General features: G+C 41.3%; 15 protein-coding genes. 12 read left to right on the plus strand and 3 right to left on the minus strand.

The features are described 5' to 3' along the window. Nucleotides 1–155: 155 nt before the first annotated feature. The 5 genes from AQ505_RS10760 to AQ505_RS10780 all read left to right on the plus strand — a co-directional run bounded on the left by AQ505_RS10760 (nt 156) and on the right by AQ505_RS10780 (nt 8,266). Complete coding sequence (locus tag AQ505_RS10760) at nt 156–3,347, plus strand: SusC/RagA family TonB-linked outer membrane protein (protein WP_197286352.1); 3,192 nt, start codon at nt 156–158, stop codon at nt 3,345–3,347. A gap of 19 nt (nt 3,348–3,366) precedes the next feature. Further along, nucleotides 3,367–5,262 (plus strand): RagB/SusD family nutrient uptake outer membrane protein, encoded by a 1,896-nt coding sequence (locus tag AQ505_RS10765; protein WP_062550968.1) that lies wholly within the window; start codon nt 3,367–3,369, stop codon nt 5,260–5,262. A gap of 32 nt (nt 5,263–5,294) precedes the next feature. Further along, complete coding sequence (locus tag AQ505_RS10770; protein ID WP_062548186.1) at nt 5,295–6,479, plus strand: DUF5000 domain-containing lipoprotein; 1,185 nt, start codon at nt 5,295–5,297, stop codon at nt 6,477–6,479. A 20-nt stretch (nt 6,480–6,499) separates the two neighbouring features. After that, complete coding sequence (locus AQ505_RS10775; RefSeq protein ID WP_062548187.1) at nt 6,500–7,675, plus strand: DUF4998 domain-containing protein; 1,176 nt, start codon at nt 6,500–6,502, stop codon at nt 7,673–7,675. A 93-nt stretch (nt 7,676–7,768) separates the two neighbouring features. Continuing rightward, nucleotides 7,769–8,266 carry an FUSC family protein gene (locus AQ505_RS10780; RefSeq protein WP_062548188.1) on the plus strand — a complete coding sequence of 166 codons (498 nt, stop codon included), beginning with the start codon at nt 7,769–7,771 and terminating at the stop codon, nt 8,264–8,266. A 42-nt stretch (nt 8,267–8,308) separates the two neighbouring features. Here the strand turns inward: AQ505_RS10780 and AQ505_RS10785 are convergent, their stop codons facing one another. Then, entirely contained in the window at nt 8,309–8,890 is a 582-nt protein-coding gene (locus tag AQ505_RS10785) for a TIGR00730 family Rossman fold protein (protein WP_062548189.1), read from the minus strand. Nucleotides 8,891–9,122: 232 nt separating this feature from the next. Here AQ505_RS10785 and AQ505_RS10790 point away from each other — a divergent pair, with 232 nt between their 5' ends. Then, nucleotides 9,123–10,025, plus strand: a complete 903-nt coding sequence (locus AQ505_RS10790; RefSeq protein ID WP_062548190.1) for a DUF5996 family protein — start codon at nt 9,123–9,125, stop codon at nt 10,023–10,025. On the opposite strand, the gene AQ505_RS10795 is transcribed toward AQ505_RS10790, so the two are convergent. Then, nucleotides 10,022–10,294: a UBP-type zinc finger domain-containing protein gene (locus tag AQ505_RS10795; RefSeq protein WP_062548191.1), complete on the minus strand. Its 273-nt coding sequence runs from the start codon at nt 10,292–10,294 to the stop codon at nt 10,022–10,024. The two genes, AQ505_RS10790 and AQ505_RS10795, sit on opposite strands and share 4 nt — an antisense overlap. Before the next feature lie 233 nt (nt 10,295–10,527). On the opposite strand from AQ505_RS10795, the gene AQ505_RS10800 reads away from it, so the two are divergent. From AQ505_RS10800 to AQ505_RS10810, 3 genes are all read left to right on the plus strand, one after another. Next, entirely contained in the window at nt 10,528–10,911 is a 384-nt protein-coding gene (locus AQ505_RS10800) for an SDR family oxidoreductase (RefSeq protein ID WP_157262301.1), read from the plus strand. Between the two features lie 149 nt (nt 10,912–11,060). Continuing rightward, a complete protein-coding gene (locus AQ505_RS10805) occupies nt 11,061–12,593 on the plus strand; it encodes an alpha/beta hydrolase-fold protein (protein ID WP_062548192.1) in 1,533 nt (510 codons plus the stop codon). Between the two features lie 85 nt (nt 12,594–12,678). Beyond that, nucleotides 12,679–13,314, plus strand: a complete 636-nt coding sequence (locus AQ505_RS10810) for a DUF5710 domain-containing protein (protein WP_062548193.1) — start codon at nt 12,679–12,681, stop codon at nt 13,312–13,314. Between the two features lie 32 nt (nt 13,315–13,346). Here AQ505_RS10810 and AQ505_RS10815 read toward each other — a convergent pair whose 3' ends face one another. Then, nucleotides 13,347–14,108 carry a DNA-formamidopyrimidine glycosylase family protein gene (locus AQ505_RS10815; RefSeq protein WP_231635071.1) on the minus strand — a complete coding sequence of 254 codons (762 nt, stop codon included), beginning with the start codon at nt 14,106–14,108 and terminating at the stop codon, nt 13,347–13,349. 127 nt (nt 14,109–14,235) lie between these two features. On the opposite strand from AQ505_RS10815, the gene AQ505_RS10820 reads away from it, so the two are divergent. From AQ505_RS10820 to AQ505_RS10830, 3 genes are all read left to right on the plus strand, one after another. Next, nucleotides 14,236–14,910: a competence protein CoiA family protein gene (locus AQ505_RS10820; RefSeq protein ID WP_231635072.1), complete on the plus strand. Its 675-nt coding sequence runs from the start codon at nt 14,236–14,238 to the stop codon at nt 14,908–14,910. Nucleotides 14,911–14,983: 73 nt separating this feature from the next. Beyond that, nucleotides 14,984–15,439, plus strand: a complete 456-nt coding sequence (locus AQ505_RS10825; protein ID WP_062548195.1) for a ferritin-like domain-containing protein — start codon at nt 14,984–14,986, stop codon at nt 15,437–15,439. 35 nt (nt 15,440–15,474) lie between these two features. Then, on the plus strand, nt 15,475–16,161 hold the full coding sequence (locus tag AQ505_RS10830; protein WP_062548196.1) for a type 1 glutamine amidotransferase domain-containing protein: 687 nt from the start codon (nt 15,475–15,477) through the stop codon (nt 16,159–16,161). Nucleotides 16,162–16,249: the final 88 nt, after the last annotated feature.

A 16,249-nucleotide genomic window follows, 5' to 3' on the forward strand; every position in this document is an offset into this window, starting at 1 on the left:
TTAGTTATAGTATAGTACAGTGTAGTATAGTTGTGCTTGCTAAACGAACCAACAAACCAACCAAATATAAATTCTTTACGTATGCTCCATCTATGGGATCTAATTGCCGGTACCCGTTTGGTTTGTTGTTCCACGCTGAACCAAACTAAATCAATATGAAATATAACTTTACCAAATTCTTCTCCATGTACAGCTGTTGGCTATTGCTGCTGTTTTGCATTGGAGGCAGCACTTCGCTGAAGGCTCAAACTACAAGTCAGCGGCTAACGGGGATGGTGATAGACAGTGCCGACAAAGCACCTATTCCAAATGCTTCTGTAGTCATCAAGGGGACCAAACAGGGAACTCAGACAGACAATGCCGGAAGATTTACCCTCGATGTTTCGGGAGAAGGAGCAACATTGGTGTTCTCTTATGTGAGTTACAAGCCCAGGGAGATGTACGTTCAGAAAGGCAAGCCCGTAACTGTACGGATGATTTCTGCACAGGATCGCCTGGAAGAAGTGGCTATTGTGGCTTATGGCACGCAAAAGAAAAGCAGTATGGTCGCTTCCATCACCACTGTTGATCCCAAAGAATTAAAAGGACCCACTTCAAATTTAACCACCATGCTGGCAGGGCGTATCGCCGGAATGGTCGCTTATCAAAGAAGTGGCGAGCCAGGAATGGATAATGCCTCTTTCTTTATTAGAGGAGTAGGAAGTTTCGGTGCCGGAAAAAAAGACCCTTTGATCCTGATTGATGGAATGGAATCCACTGGAACAGACCTCGCCAGACTGCAGCCTGATGATATTTCGGGATTTTCTGTACTTAAAGATGCTGCAGCCTCTTCCCTATATGGTGCAAGGGGAGCAAATGGAGTGGTATTGGTCACCACCAAACTCGGTGAAATTGGCGCGGCAAAGTTTAATGTCAGGTTTGAAAATTCAGTTTCTTCCAATACCAGAAACTTCAAATTTGCAGACAATATCACTTATATGAACCTGGCAAATGAAGCGGTTTTAACAAGAGACCCTAAAAAAAGCCTGCCTTACCTGCCTAACAAAATTGACCATACGGCGGCAGGAGACGATCCATTGCTTTACCCAAACAACAATTGGATAGATCAGCTGATTAAAGATTATACGATCAACCAACGTTTCAATATGAACGTAAGCGGGGGAGGAAATACTGCACGTTATTATGTTGCAGGAACTTACAATGTAGACAATGGTATTTTAAGAACGGATAAGACCAATAATATCGACAACAATATTAAAATCAAAAACTACGCGGTGCGCTCTAATGTGAACTTAAAGCTCACACCAACTACAGAAGCAATCATCAGAACCTCCGCCCAGTTTGATGATTATACGGGTCCGATTGGTGGCCGGGATGAATGGGGTAACCTGATCAATGGTGGTGCTGCGGTATTTCAAACCGCACTTTGGTCTAACCCGGTGATGTTCCCCGCCGTATACCCGGCGTCCTATTCGCCTTATGCGAAACACCCGCTCTTCGGAAATAATTTTATAGGTGACTCACAAAACCTCTACATCAATCCTTATGCAAGAATGGTGTCCGGATACCAGCAGTACAATACCTCAACCGTAAATGTTCAGCTGGAGTTAAAACAGGACCTTAAAGACATTACAGAGGGTTTGTCTACCCGCTTAATGGCCTACACGCAGCGTTATTCTTACTTTGATGTAGCCCGTAGCTTTAAGCCTTTTTTCTATAATTTAAGCGTTATTCCCGGAACCACAGAGCGCGTACTGAATCCTTTAAATCCATTGGATGGAACGGAATTCTTAAGCTACAATGCAGGAAACAGAATTCAGAATACTACCACCTATGGGGAACTTGCCTTGAACTATACTAGAACATTCCAGGAAAAACATGCCGTTTCAGGAATGCTCATCGGGATCTTGAGAAATTATCTGACCGCTAATGGAAGCGATCTGCAAGCCTCTCTGCCCTCAAGAAATTTAGGCCTTTCCGGAAGACTGACGTATGCTTATGATAACCGCTATCTTTTCGAAAGTAACTTTGGATACAACGGTTCTGAGCGTTTTGCACCGAACCACCGCTTTGGATTTTTCCCTTCAGTAGGGGTAGGATGGAATGTTTCTGAGGAGAAATTCTTTGCACCACTGAAAAATGTGGTCACAAGGCTTAAACTTAGAGGTACTTATGGATTGGTTGGAAATGACCAGATCGGAAGATCTGAGGACAGGTTTTTTTACCTTTCCAATGTAGATCCTAATAGTCCTTCAAGAGGTTATACCTGGGGTGATAAATGGGATTATTATAAGTATGGTTATTACATCAGCAGATATGAAAATTACGACATCACCTGGGAAAAAGCCACGACTACAGATCTGGGCTTTGACCTGAACTTCAAAAATGGATTCTCCGTGGTATTTGATTATTACAAATCAATCCGCAGTAATATTTTAATGGGCCGGACTAACCTTCCCAACACCATGGGATTTAATACCACGGTGCAGGCCAATTTAGGGAAAGCAAAAAATGAAGGTTTTGACCTTGCTTTAGACTATAGTAAAACATTTGGTTCCAATTGGTGGATCCAGGCACGTGGTAACTTTACTTATGCCAGGAATGAAGTCCTGGTGAACGAAGAACCTGATTATCCTGAGGGCTTAAAACATCTATCCAGAAAAGGTTTCCCTTTTGAACAAAAATATGGCTTGATCGCCGAACGTCTGTTTGTAGATGATATTGAGGCAAGAAACTCACCAACACAGAATTTTGGCGGATTGATTCCTACCATGGGTGGGGACATCAAATACCGCGATATCAATGGAGACGGTCAGATCACAGATAAGGACAAAGTGCCCATCGGATTACCTACTGATCCTGAGATTATCTATGGCTTTGGCTTCTCTTTAGGATATAAAGGGTTTGATGTGAGTACTTTCTTCCAGGGATCAGCACGCTCTTCTTTCTTTATCGACCCAGGAAATATTACCCCCTTTGCACTGAATGGCTCTTTCCAAAATGGATTACTGAAGGCAATTGCCGATGACCACTGGTCGGAAGATAACCGGAATCTACATGCACTATGGCCAAGACTTACCGATGGTTTTAATAACAACAATAGTCAGTTTTCTACCTGGTGGCTGCGTGATGGGAGCTTCCTGCGATTAAAATCCGTTGAAATTGGTTACAACGTGCCGAAAAAGACACTGACTCGTTATGGGTTATCCAATTTTAGAATATATGTAAATGGCTCTAATTTGGCCGTGTTCAGTCCCTTTAAATTATGGGATCCTGAAATGGGCTCCAAAGGTCTGGGATATCCTGTTCAGGCAGTATATAATATAGGACTGAATGTTGGATTTTAATTATAGAAATAGAAAGATCATGAAAACAAAAAGATATATCCTACCGGTTTTAGTGCTTCTGTTTAGCCTGAATGCCTGTAAAAAAAGCTTCCTTGATGTAGTGCCAGATAATGTGCCTACACTGGAAAATGCTTTTACCATGCGTAATGAAGCCATTAAATACCTGGCTACCTGTTATTCTTACCTGCCAAACGATGGCGAACCCACCCAAAATATTGCCTATATGGGCGGAGATGAATTTTGGCTGGAATTCCCTTCCAGAAGTATCAACGCCACCAATTGGGCCATGGCCAGAGGAAATCAAAGTGTAGTCAGCCCCCTGGTAAATTATTGGGATTGGGGAATGTTCAACGCCATCCGCGACTGTAATATTTTTCTTGAAAATGTAAGTGACCTGAGTAAAGTACGCGACATGAGCCCGGATGAGCGGAACCGATGGCTCGGCGAAGTTGAATTTCTGAAGGCCTATTACCACTTCTTACTTTTAAGACACTATGGACCAATTCCTGTAATTGATGTGAACCTTCCCGTAAGTGCTCCGATTGAGCAAACCAAAATTAAACGTCAGCCGGTGGATTCTGCAGTGAATTATATTGTGCAGTTGTTGGATAAGGCCGCCGCGAAATTACCAAACAATGTGATGGTTCCAGCTACCGATCTAGGGCATATTACAAAGCCAATTGCAATGAGTATTAAAGCTAAAGTATTGCTGTATGCTGCAAGTCCGCTGTTTAATGGAAATAAAGATTATGCGAGTTTTAGAAATCATGATGGTCAGCAGCTGTTTAGTCTGACTGCCAGCACTGAGAAATGGAAACGGGCGGCCAATGCAGCTAAAGAGGCGATCGTAGCTGCTGAATCTGCCGGAATTAAACTGTATACCTTTCCTGGTACAACCACGCCGCTATCCAGTACTACGATGAGGGAAATGAGCATTAGAAATGCAGTTACCGAGAAATGGAATTCTGAAATCATTTGGGCAAATCCTAGTTCCAGGACCTGGCAACTGCAATATTCGTCTATGGCACATATTGATCCAGCTTTCTCTGGCAATAACAGTGTAAACGGAACCTTAGCGCCGCCAATGAAAATTGTAGAGCAGTTTTATACTAAAAACGGCGTTCCAATTGATGAAGATAAAACACTTGATTTCTCAAATAAATCGCAATTGCGCAGTGCAACAAATAGCGAACGCTATTACATCGTTGAAAATTATCAGACTGCCAGGATCAACTTCGACAGGGAGCCTAGATTTTATGCAGACTTAGGTTTTGATGGTGGCAAGTGGTTCATGGAAAATAACAGGACGGATGACAACGCTTTCTCTGCCCAGCTTAAACTCGGGCAATATGGCAGCGGGGTAGCGATCACCATCACCACTTATTATCCTAAAAAACTGGTCAACTGGAAATTTGCCTTTAAAGAAGGGAATAGTAACCACATTGAAGAGTATCCTTTTCCAATGATCAGACTGGCAGACCTATATTTAATGTATGCCGAAGCACTGAATGAAGCAGAGGGGCCTTCGTCTGAGGTATACACCTACCTGGATAAAGTAAGGGAACGTGCCGGACTGGAAGGGGTGGTCAATTCCTGGAGCAAATACACGCTGAATCCAAATAAACCAAATACCCAGTTGGGCTTACAGGAGATCATTCGCAGGGAACGTAATATTGAGCTTTCCTTTGAAGGCGCCAGGTTTTGGGACCTTCGCCGATGGAAACTGGCCGCGCAGGAGCTGAATAAAAACATCACCGGCTGGGATAGAGATCAGGATAAAGATCATCCAGAATTATTCTACAGGTTAACGAATATTTATACCCAACGCTTTATAGCACCAAGAGACTATTTATGGCCGATCCAGGAGAACAATTTATTGGTTAATCCGAACCTTGTTCAGAACCCAGGATGGTAATTAATTAGGATAAACATCAAATAGATATTAATATGAAAAGAAATATATATAAGATACTCCCTGTTTTGTGTGCGCTATTTGTGCTGCTTTCCTGTAACAAGGCGGAGATCAATGGGATATTAGGAGACAATCAAAATCCACCAGGGCAAGTGACCAATGTAACAGTAGAAAATCAGAATGGCCAGGCAAGGATCAGTTATAACCTCCCAAATAATAAAGACCTGCTTTATATTAAAGCAGTATACAGCATCAGAAATGGAGAACAGCGAGAAATAAAGGCCTCAGGTTATACCAATAATATGATCGTAGATGGATTTGCAGATACAAATCCACATGAGATTAAATTATACGCAGTCAACAAAAGTGAAAAAGCTTCGGAGCCAGTTTCTGTTACTGTAACCCCTTTAATTGCACCCTTCAGATTGATTTTTAATGCGCTAAAAGCCAGTGCTACCTTTGGTGGAGTAAGGCTAAACAGTATCAACAAGTTTAAAGCCACTGTCGCTATTGTGCCATTGTTAGACTCCCTCGGTAACGGGGATTGGGCCAACCTTGATAATGTGTATACGCAGGATTCTGTGATCAGTGCAAGCATCAGAGGATTGAAGCCAAAGCAGGGTAAATTTGCTTTCTATGTTCGCGACAGGTGGTTAAACCGCTCTGATACCTTGCTGGTAAACCTGACTCCATTGGAAGAGAACCTGCTCAATAAAGATCTTTTTCAGGAAATCAGGTTACCCGGAGATGCCGATTACATGTATGATACTTCTTTAAAGCTGATCTGGGATAAAAGAACGGATTACGGACAATGGCCTTGTATGTATACCCAGGAAAGTGCTGGTGCGCCCACAACGGTGAGCTTTAGCTTAGGCAAGGAAGCAAAATTGAGTAGGATTGTAGTCTATCCGAGAAGAGAAGCGGGTTATTATGACAAAGGCAATCTTAAAGATTTTGAGCTCTGGGGTTCCAACAGTCCAAACCTGGATGGAAGCTGGGCCAGCTGGACTAAACTCATGACCTGTAACGTGACCAAGCCTTCCGGATCACCGATCGGTACCGATACCGGAGCGGATGAAGCCTATGGTAAAGCAGGCTGGTCATTTGACTTTCCTGAAGATGCAGTGAAGTTCAAGTACCTGAGGATAAGAAATCTGAAGAACTGGAGAAGCAGCTACTTTATGGAAATCGCCCAGATATCGGTTTGGGGAGTATATTAATTGACCTTAGTTAAGAAAACATGAAAAATATAAATAAATTCGTCGGAATGCTGGGGCTCGCGTTCATCTGCTCAGCATGCCAGAAACAAGATGACTATAAAAAATTCACAGAGAATGGTGAAATAGTTTATCCCGCTAAAATTGACTCTTTGAGAATATTGTCTGGAAATGGTAGGGTTAAAGTATCTGGAGCTTTAAATCCAGATCCAAGAGTGGTCAGTTTCAAGGTGTTTTGGAACAGTAAGCAGGATTCTGTGGAAGTCCCTGTTAAAAGAACAGGTGGGGTAGACAGCGTGAATTATATCATAGATCACCTGGAAGAAGGTCCCTTAAGTTTTGAAGTACGTACCTACGATTCAGAAGGCCATATTTCTGTTCCTATGAATATAGTCGGGAATGTTTACGGCGAACGTTACCGTTCGGCATTAAACAACAGGGCCATTCTAAGTACCGAATTTAATACTCAGGGAGAAGCAAAACTTAAATTCCAGGATGCCAGCAATGCCAGCGGCACAGTCGGGATGCAGATTCGTTATAAACATTCAGACAATACGACACATGATACCGTGGTGCTGGCTCAGCTGAAAGACCAGATCGTGACCTTACCCAAATTTAAAAGCAATCCTATCGAGTATCGGATCATTAATAGACCTGAGCCTGGGAGCATCGATAAATTCTATTCGAACTATGAAACGTTCTCTTTAAAAGGAGAGGTGAGTAACATCTATTTGAAAAATTATATGATTCCTTTTCAGCGTTCGGCTTACGACAATAACAGGTGGGGAGATTTAGCCAACTGGGTGACCAACAGTGCCATGAAGAACCACAATGGAATGGGTGGATACGCTAGTGACGACAATGGTGTGATTAATATTGAAGCAGGATGGGGATCAAGTGCCATTACCAATGGGAAAATTTATCAGACTGTAACCTTACCTCCAGGCAAGTACTCCTTTACAAGTGAGCTATCTGATAATAATTATGATGGAAATCCACCAGCATACATTGTAGCAGCTTCTGGAACCGGAATTCCAGATGTAGATCAACTGGGATCGGCCATTGGCAGCACTGCGGTTAAAAACTCCCGCTTTGAATTCGAGCTGAAGCAAACCACCCTGGTCTCTTTAGGAATGGTGCTGTCCTTTAATACCGATCATTATATGAAAATCAGAAGCCTAAGGTTATACGCCTTATAATTATAGCCTGATCACCTATCCACAGATAGGTGATCAGTTTTTTGTTTAACTTTATGCTTCAACGCTTTTTGTTCAAACAAGCTGGTTGTGCTTATGAAAAGAATCGAATTCAACAGATCTACCTATTTAACCTATCTTATTTATTTACTAAAATGCCTGATAGGCGTAATTATCTGTTACCTTTTATATAAGTATATTCCACAATACCCATTTTACTGGTCACTGGTTTCTGTAGTCGTAGCACTTTCACCTGATAACAGCAATACCCTTGCTTATGACCGAATGAAGGCCAATTTGTTAGGCTGTACGGTAGGTCTCTGCCTTTATCCAATTCACATTTCCTATTTATTGATTTTATGCCTAGGAGTGACCCTGACCATAGCACTAGGGCTTGCTTTCCGCATCACACAGACTTTGAGAAGTGCATTGGCTGCCCTTGTGATTGTCACGATTCAGGAGCAGCTGGAAAAACACTGGTACATTGCTGTGGAGCGGGTAGGTTGTGTGGTGGCCGGATGCCTCGTGGCACTACTGGTGACCATGTTTTTTAATATGCTTTTAGCACGCCTATCGAAAAAAAAAAGCATTTAGTACTCACCAGCACTAAAGAAAGTGATCTATGATAATCATATTTTAGACTTCCTCTTTTGAGATCCATTTACCAACAGCTGGCGCTTGATAATTTGTCATCTTATGAAGTAAATCTTCGATATTATCACTAATTAATAACATCTGCTGGTTCACCGGTTTTAAAAATCCTTTCTTCACCATAGTGGCTATTAATGCTAAAAGTTCATCATAAAACCCGTTTGTATTTAAGATGGCAATTGGCTTTTTATGAAGCCCAAGCTGTGCCCAGGTCAGCATTTCAAACAACTCTTCTAAAGTGCCGAAGCCGCCAGGTAAAGCAATGACTCCATCACTAAGCTCATTCATTTTGGTTTTTCGCTCATGCATCGTTTCTACCAGAATTAATTCCGTTAGGCCTTCATGCGCAATTTCTTTGTCTTGCAGAAAATGGGGTAGGACACCTATTACTTGTCCTTGATTCTCGATTGCCCCATCAGCAACAGTGCCCATTAATCCAACTCTTGCCCCGCCATAAATTAAGCCAATATTTCTTTCCGCCAAAGCGCGGCCTAATAAATAAGCTTGTGTCTCAAATTCCTGGTCAATCCCAAAACTAGAGCCACAGAATACAGTTATCCTTTTCATTTGATTGAAGTTTATATCCTAAAATGATTTTTAATGAGCACATAAATGCTGGAAAATAAGATCCACAAGTAAATCTAAGAAAAGAAACGATTATAGCGCAGCATTTTTCGATAGGATAATTAAGGCCATTTCATTGCCATCAATGGTTAAACCGTATGATCCGGTAAACCTTTTAAGTGCTAGATTGTTATACACACAGAATTTCAAATAAAATGCCATACACCGCTTGATTATGGAACATCAATGGCCAGCACTTTCTTATGAAAATGGAAAATCTACCTATGAAACGCTGCAGCTTTGGTCGCAGATTGTGGGCAAGATAAAACTTGCAGTTTTACCATGGGTAAACCATTCCTGGCATATTACCTTACATCCTACAGCTACTGGCTTAACCACCCAGTCGATGCGGTATGGTGATCAGGATTTCCAGATAGATTTTGATTTTATCGCGCATCTGTTAAAAATTACGACCAGCAAAGGTGAAAACAGACAGTTTGATCTGCATGGGATTTCTGTCGCGGATTTTTATAGGAAAATATTTGAATTGTTAAGCGAACTGGAAATCAATCTGGTCATAAAACCTATTCCAGTAGAGCTTGCTGATCCTATTCCTTTTGAATCAGATACGATACATGCCACTTATAAAGATGAAGAGGTGACGGCTTTTCATCAGGCTTTATTAAACATTCAAAGTGTTTTCATGAAGTTTAGAGCTGAATTTAAAGGCAAGTGCAGTCCTATCCACTTTTTTTGGGGAAGTTTTGATTTAGCACTATCTCTTTTCTCTGGAGCTGAAGCACCAAAGCACCCGGGAGGAGTACCTGGTATGCCCAATTGGGTGGCAGAGGATGCCTATTGTAAAGAGGTGAGCAGCGCCGGCTTTTGGACTGGTGGAGAGGGTTTGAAGGAAGCTGTGTTTTATTGTTACTTATATCCGGAGCCCGAAGGGTATAAAACAGCAAAAGTTCAACCCAGCGAAGCCTATTATCACCCTGCATTGAGCGAATTTGTTTTGCCGTATTCAGCGGTACAAAAAGCAGCAAATGCTGAGGATAAATTACTCGAATTTTTAAGAAGTACCTATAGCATTGGAGCTGACTTGGCCAAATGGGACAGAAGTAAACTGGAATACTAATATTCGCTGAAAACCTCATCTTTATAACACCATAACCACCTTTCTCCAAGAACAGCGGAGCTGATCACCGGATGGCCAATACTGTGGTAGTGTTTGGTCATGTGGGCATTCGGAGAGTCATCACAGCATAAAGTTACCCCGCAGGTCTGACAGGTGCGTAAATGAACCCAATCACTGCCTATTTTAACGCATGTTTCGCATACCAACTCCTCAGGGGTTTTCAGCGCCTTTAAATTTTTAATATGATCACAAATTTGGTCGTTTTCCATGAGATGAGATTTTGCTCCAGGTCGCCCAAATAATGTGCCATCAGTTAAGCCTGAACTCCCGCCTCATCCATCTTAGAATTTTAACAAGTAATCCTTTATTATCGGTCCTTTTTGAAGCTGTTCTTTACCTAAACTTTCATTTATCAATTAAAGTAAATCATTAAATGAAAGTATCATGAACAGTTTAAAAAACAAGGTCGCATTAATTACAGGATCTGGGCGCTTATTTTACGATGCAGTTCGCAGCAAAGCAGGTCGCAGATCACGGACGAATCCTATACATTGTTTCCAGTACCACTAATTGTCCGGTTCAAGGAATGGCTGTATACGGTGGAAGTAAAATGACACCGAGGTACATGGTCGATGTTTTATCAAAAGAAATTGGCCATAGAGGGGTAACGGTAAATACCATCATTCCATTTTCTGTGGATCATTCCGCTGTTTTCGCTAAGCAGGATAGCTATCTTGAATTGAGGAAGCAATTGCTGGACAGCTTTCTGATGGGAAGATTGGCAGAGGTGGAAGATGTAGCTAATGTTGCGGAATTCTTCGCCAGTGATCTTTCTTCTTTTGTGAATGATCAACATCTGCTGGTAAACGCTGGGGCTACCAATTAATGAAAAAGGTAGGCCAGCATGTATTTAGAAAGGAATTGACTGAGGATTTATGGCAGGTTTCATAGTGATACCAAAATATTAACTGCTAAAGCAGTAACAATCGCTACCATATCTCATCAAATCGTCACCTTTAAATCAATTACTTCTTGATGAAACATAAGCTTTTAATTCCATTCTTCCTTGTCCTGGTATTTATCTTCCGAGATAACTTAGCGCAAGCACAGGACACCGTAAGGAGAACCATAGAAATAGGTAAACTGGACTCTTTAAATTCTACGATCCTTAAAGAAAAAAGACGGATAGAGGTGTTTGTCCCTCCGGGTTATAAACCAGGAAGTACCACTAAATATGATGTACTTTATGTGCTGGATGGGGGCAATTGGAATACGGGTTTAATACTTAAGGTACAGGGATTTTTGGAAGGGGAGAAATACATACCACCAACCATTATCGTCAGCATATTAGGTATTGATCGAAATAAAGACCTGACGCCAACCCATATCGATGGTTGGAATACCTCAGGTGGAGCAGCACAATTTTTAGGCTTTATTAAGGAGGAATTGATTCCTTATATCAATCAAAAATATCCTGCCAATGGAGACAACGCAATATGGGGACATTCATTAGGTGGGTTGTTTGTGGTCAATGCGCTGCTGATGGAGCCAAACACATTCAAGTCTTATATTGCCGTCGACCCTAGTTTGTGGTGGGATAATAATTACATCCAAAAGATTGCTGCTTTTAAATTGCCAGCATTGAAAGACCCGGCAATCACCTTGTTTATGAGTGGCAGGGAAGGAATGGAAGGGGCAACGATGAAGATTGATGCGATGGATGTGATGCTCAAAAAGTGGGCCCCTGCCGGCCTAACCTGGAAAAGTATTCGATATCCCGAGGAAACACACAGTTCAGTAAGGTTCAAAAGCACCTACGATGGTTTAAAGTTCTCCTATGGCTGGCAGAGTAATGGGGTCGATTTTCACCCGCAGAATGGTATTGTACTGAAAAATAAGCCGATTACGCTATGGTATTTTGGCGATACCACCAGGGTTCGATACACCATAGATGGTACTGATCCTTCACTTAGCTCCGCAAGAATACAGGCTGAAGTCAATCTAAACGATGCGGCTAAAGTGAAAGTAAAGCAGTTTACCAATCGTGCACGCTATGATAAAATGAAGACTGGTAATTTTACCCCAGGAAAAATATTAGCTCCTGTATCTAAACAAAAGAACCTGCAGAATGGTGGTTTTCATTACAATTACTATGAAGGAGAATTTAATAATGCTGAGGATCTAAAAAATAAAACACCACAGCAAAGGGGAATCACAAATGCGGAGTTCGATGTCAATAAACTGCCACGTAAAAATAACTTCGCCCTGATCATTGAAGGAGCATTGGAAACAAAAGAAGAAGGATATTATGGCTTTGTTCTTGAAGCAGATAAAGGTTCAAAATTATACCTTAATAACCAGCTATTGATCCAATGCGAAGGGCCTAATGCCGGCGCTCCGAATTCTTATATGATACCTTTGACTAAAGGGTTTTATAAGTTTCGTTTAGAGTTTCTGCATAAAAATGAATACTTGAAGTTAAAACTGGGTTACCTTAGCCCAAGTATCATGAAAACTAAGCAAGCGATTCCGATTCCTTTAGATCTGCAATATGGAGTTCATGAATAAGCGATTTGTGATTGTGATTTTGTAGTTATTTAGCTAGAACTCTTTGCTGAATTTTAATTAATTTAGTGAGAAAGCCAAATTAATTATGTCCTATATTCTTAATGTTCCTTACGCGGATAAAGACGAGGCCAAAGAGCTCGGCGCTTTTTGGGCTGCAGCAATAAAAAAATGGGTGATTCCAGATCATGTTAATGATCTTAACCGCTTTCAAAAATGGATTTCAGTGGAGCCTTATAGCTGTATTGTTAGGAAGCCCTATTTACTGGCGATATCTACGAGAGAATGCTGGAAATGCGCTAAAGAAATTCCAGTAGTCGCACCAGGAGCAGTCAACTACTACTATCTAAACTATGCTGACGAAAATAACCCGGATGACAATGATTTAGTTTGGGTAAAAGGGGAAGAACCGACTTTGTTTTCAGATGTTGAGCACTTGGATCAAGCAGTTATAGACCATTTAATTGAACATTATCCTTTTTATAAATACACCTACTCCAAGTTTATAAATGCTTCATATTGGGCAAACAACTGTAAATATTGCGGAGTATTGCAAGGTGATAATTACCTGCATGAGGAGCCAGGAGGTTCTTTCTGTCCAACAATATATGATCCTGTTGACCTGAAAATTATTTCATTTGATCTGGAATATGATCCTATCATCCGTGGTTCTTATGGCGGTTCACAATCAGAAGATATGGATTTTTCAGCTTTTTTTAGGTAACAGGGGGGAATTTGAAATAATGGGGCATTTGCTTAGGTTAGTTTAATATATAACTTCTGACAAATGGTACAATAAAATGTCCTTCTTCGGGTTTTTCCCAGATGTCCTTTCTCTAGGGGATGATCCAGTGGGCAATGTTTTTTTGTATTAACCAGCCAATGTTTTTTGAGTACATAAGCTTTCTTCCATGCCAGGAAATCAAAACTGTATTGCCTTGCCTCCTTTACAAGCAATTTAAGTTTTGGTAAGGGAATCGCTGCTATTTTACTTAAAGGATGTATGCCTGCACGATAGAGCACTTCATTTTTTATGATATTGCCTACACCTGAGAAGATTTGCTGATCCAGCAGGAGATCACAGATCAGTTCTTCAGGCTTTGCCCTGATAATTTTCAAGGCTTGTTTTGGATCCCATTCCTCAGCCATAACATCTATAGACCAATCATAACTATCGTTAATATCGCCTTCCACATATTTTAAGGAACAGGTATAGAAATTTAGTTCCGCCTCTTCAAAAGACAGCCTAAGCCTGACAGCGGATTCCTTTCGCTCATTAATCCGATAACTGCCAAACATCATGAAATGGATCCTGAGTGTGAAAGTCTCAAAGCAGATTAAAAAATGCTTGCCCCAGCTCCTGAAAGCAAGCAAATGCTGATGAAGCATTCTTTCCTTCTCGATTTTTGTATTGCCATCGATACCAATTACCTGTTGACCTTCTAAATGAAGAGATTCAACGAGTTCCCTTAGAATTACAATTGATGGTCCTTCTGGCATAGCAAATGATCTACTCATAAAACAAGCTATACCTAAGAAAGTTCTGAACCTTATAGGTAATCGATATCAACTAAAGAGCTAAAACTGGATTTGTTTACTAATATTTTTAGTTTAAATTTGTTGTTCTGAAGTTTAAGCTATTTCTATGAGTTTTAATCCATTGCAATGTTCTGAAAAAAGCATGCTCCATCCTGTAGATGTTCAAAATGAGGATCAGCAAATCAGGTGTTATGGAGAAAGCCCATGGCATAAGAACTGGAAAAAGGCTTTTCCCTCTTCCTTTCAGGAAGTTTGCTTTTGGGATGAACTAACCACACAGCATCATCGGGCTGATGTTTACACGACCTGTGGTACTGCCATAGAATTTCAAAACTCACCAATCGATCTCCAGGAGTTGGAAAGCAGAGAATCCTTTTACCCTAAACTAATATGGGTTTTGAATGGTAAAAAATTCAAAGGTTTTCGTATTTTGAAGCATTTGCCAGATGTGGATGATCCCAGCCTTGCTGCCTTTGAATTTTGCCACAGTGACCATCTTTCAATGATCAGAAAATCTGAGCTGCTTAACGGGGCAGCAAAACCTAAAGTATTAAATTTTCATCACCCTGAATTGAAAAAGATCCTACTAACCAGCCACTATTATTCCTTTTGCTGGAAACATCCGCATCGGGTATGGTATCAGGCAAAATGCCCAATAATAGTGGACCTGGGTGGACATTTTCTATATCAGCTTAAACAGCGAACACAGTTGTCTGGAAATTATCCATATCTCCACATGATTCCAAGAAAGGATTTCATTTCAAAATACTGGCAGTCCTAAGTTCTTTAAATCGCTGGTTACTCAAACTTTACCTGGTACGGCTTGTTGTTGAAAGACAAAAAACGATATATCTATGGAAACGAATAAGGAGATCATTAGCGACCTAAAAGGATTGGTCAACATTGTAAATGATGGAAAAGAAGGGTATGAATCTGCAAGTGAAGCTACGGATAGCAAAGAGTTAAAAGCTGTATTTTTAAAATATGCTGCTCAACGGGCTGCTTATGCTATTGAACTGAAAAACCACCTCGCCCAGCATGGAGGGAATTCGGATAATGAAGAAGGTGGGGTTTTAGGAGCTTTGCACCGTACTTGGATCGATATCAAACAAGCATTCAGCAGTAGAGAGGATACCGCTATTCTCGAAGCAATTGAAACTGGAGAGAACGCTGCGCTTGAAAAGTATGATAAAGTGCTGGAAGATGATGATGCTCATGCCGACCATATCGCGCTATTGCAAAGACAGCGAACCGGAATTCTGGAAGCTTTAAAAGAAATCGAGACCTACCACCAGCGCCTGCTGCGATAAGGTCATCTAATTTTTCACTGTCCTAACTTATTTTTATGAAACGAATACTGATGATCTTGACTTCCCATCAACAGATGGAAAATACCGATAGTAAAACAGGCGTATGGCTTGGAGAATTTACTGATCCTTATTATGAGTTTATTGACCAGGGATACCAGGTTACGCTAGCTAGCCCATCCGGTGGGAAACCTCCGGTGGATGGGATGAGTGAACTAACGGAGCACATTACCGGCGCTAACCGCAGGTTCGCAGAGGATAAATCTGCACAGGAATCCTTTGAGCATACCCTGAAACTGGCAGGATTAGCGGCAGCGGACTATGATGCCGTGTTTTTCCCCGGTGGCCATGGCCCGCTATGGGATCTTGCAACTGATGAACTTAGCGGAAAGCTGATTCTGGAGTTTTTTCAAGCAAATAAACCTGTGGCTGCGGTATGCCATGGTCCGGCAGCTTTGATTAAGGCAGCCGAACTGGTGCCAGGCTTATTATCGGGCAAGCGCCTCACTGGTTTTACCAATGCCGAAGAAACTTTAGTAGGCCGATCAGACAATATTCCCTATAAACTGCAGGATAAATTGGTAGCCCTTGGGGCTGATTTTAAAGCTGCCTTGGTTCCATTCTTTTCTCATGTGGAAACAGATGGACTGCTGATTACAGGACAGAATCCTTTATCAGCAGGACCGACAGCAATGGCTTTAATTGATTTTTTACAGAGGGATTGATAACAGAGGAATTGATGACAGACGGATTGATTTCCTAAACGAGGAACTAGTTAATCGAGGTAATTCCTGATAAAAGCCAGGCTTAGAT

Source organism: Pedobacter sp. PACM 27299, from assembly GCF_001412655.1.
GTDB lineage: Bacteria > Bacteroidota > Bacteroidia > Sphingobacteriales > Sphingobacteriaceae > Pedobacter.

Excerpts from the sequence above, each read along its gene's own strand:
- AQ505_RS10810 (WP_062548193.1), top strand. The coding sequence starts at position 12,679 with ATGTCCTATATTCTTAATGTTCCTTACGCGGATAAAGACGAGGCCAAA.
- AQ505_RS10830 (WP_062548196.1), top strand. The coding sequence starts at position 15,475 with ATGAAACGAATACTGATGATCTTGACTTCCCATCAACAGATGGAAAAT.
- AQ505_RS10825 (WP_062548195.1), top strand. The coding sequence starts at position 14,984 with ATGGAAACGAATAAGGAGATCATTAGCGACCTAAAAGGATTGGTCAAC.
- AQ505_RS10800 (WP_157262301.1), top strand. The coding sequence starts at position 10,528 with ATGCAGTTCGCAGCAAAGCAGGTCGCAGATCACGGACGAATCCTATAC.
- AQ505_RS10770 (WP_062548186.1), top strand. The coding sequence starts at position 5,295 with ATGAAAAGAAATATATATAAGATACTCCCTGTTTTGTGTGCGCTATTT.
- AQ505_RS10795 (WP_062548191.1), bottom strand. The coding sequence starts at position 10,294 with ATGGAAAACGACCAAATTTGTGATCATATTAAAAATTTAAAGGCGCTG.
- AQ505_RS10805 (WP_062548192.1), top strand. The coding sequence starts at position 11,061 with ATGAAACATAAGCTTTTAATTCCATTCTTCCTTGTCCTGGTATTTATC.
- AQ505_RS10760 (WP_197286352.1), top strand. The coding sequence starts at position 156 with ATGAAATATAACTTTACCAAATTCTTCTCCATGTACAGCTGTTGGCTA.
- AQ505_RS10780 (WP_062548188.1), top strand. The coding sequence starts at position 7,769 with ATGAAAAGAATCGAATTCAACAGATCTACCTATTTAACCTATCTTATT.
- AQ505_RS10785 (WP_062548189.1), bottom strand. The coding sequence starts at position 8,890 with ATGAAAAGGATAACTGTATTCTGTGGCTCTAGTTTTGGGATTGACCAG.
- AQ505_RS10790 (WP_062548190.1), top strand. The coding sequence starts at position 9,123 with ATGGAACATCAATGGCCAGCACTTTCTTATGAAAATGGAAAATCTACC.
- AQ505_RS10765 (WP_062550968.1), top strand. The coding sequence starts at position 3,367 with ATGAAAACAAAAAGATATATCCTACCGGTTTTAGTGCTTCTGTTTAGC.
- AQ505_RS10820 (WP_231635072.1), top strand. The coding sequence starts at position 14,236 with ATGAGTTTTAATCCATTGCAATGTTCTGAAAAAAGCATGCTCCATCCT.
- AQ505_RS10775 (WP_062548187.1), top strand. The coding sequence starts at position 6,500 with ATGAAAAATATAAATAAATTCGTCGGAATGCTGGGGCTCGCGTTCATC.
- AQ505_RS10815 (WP_231635071.1), bottom strand. The coding sequence starts at position 14,108 with ATGAGTAGATCATTTGCTATGCCAGAAGGACCATCAATTGTAATTCTA.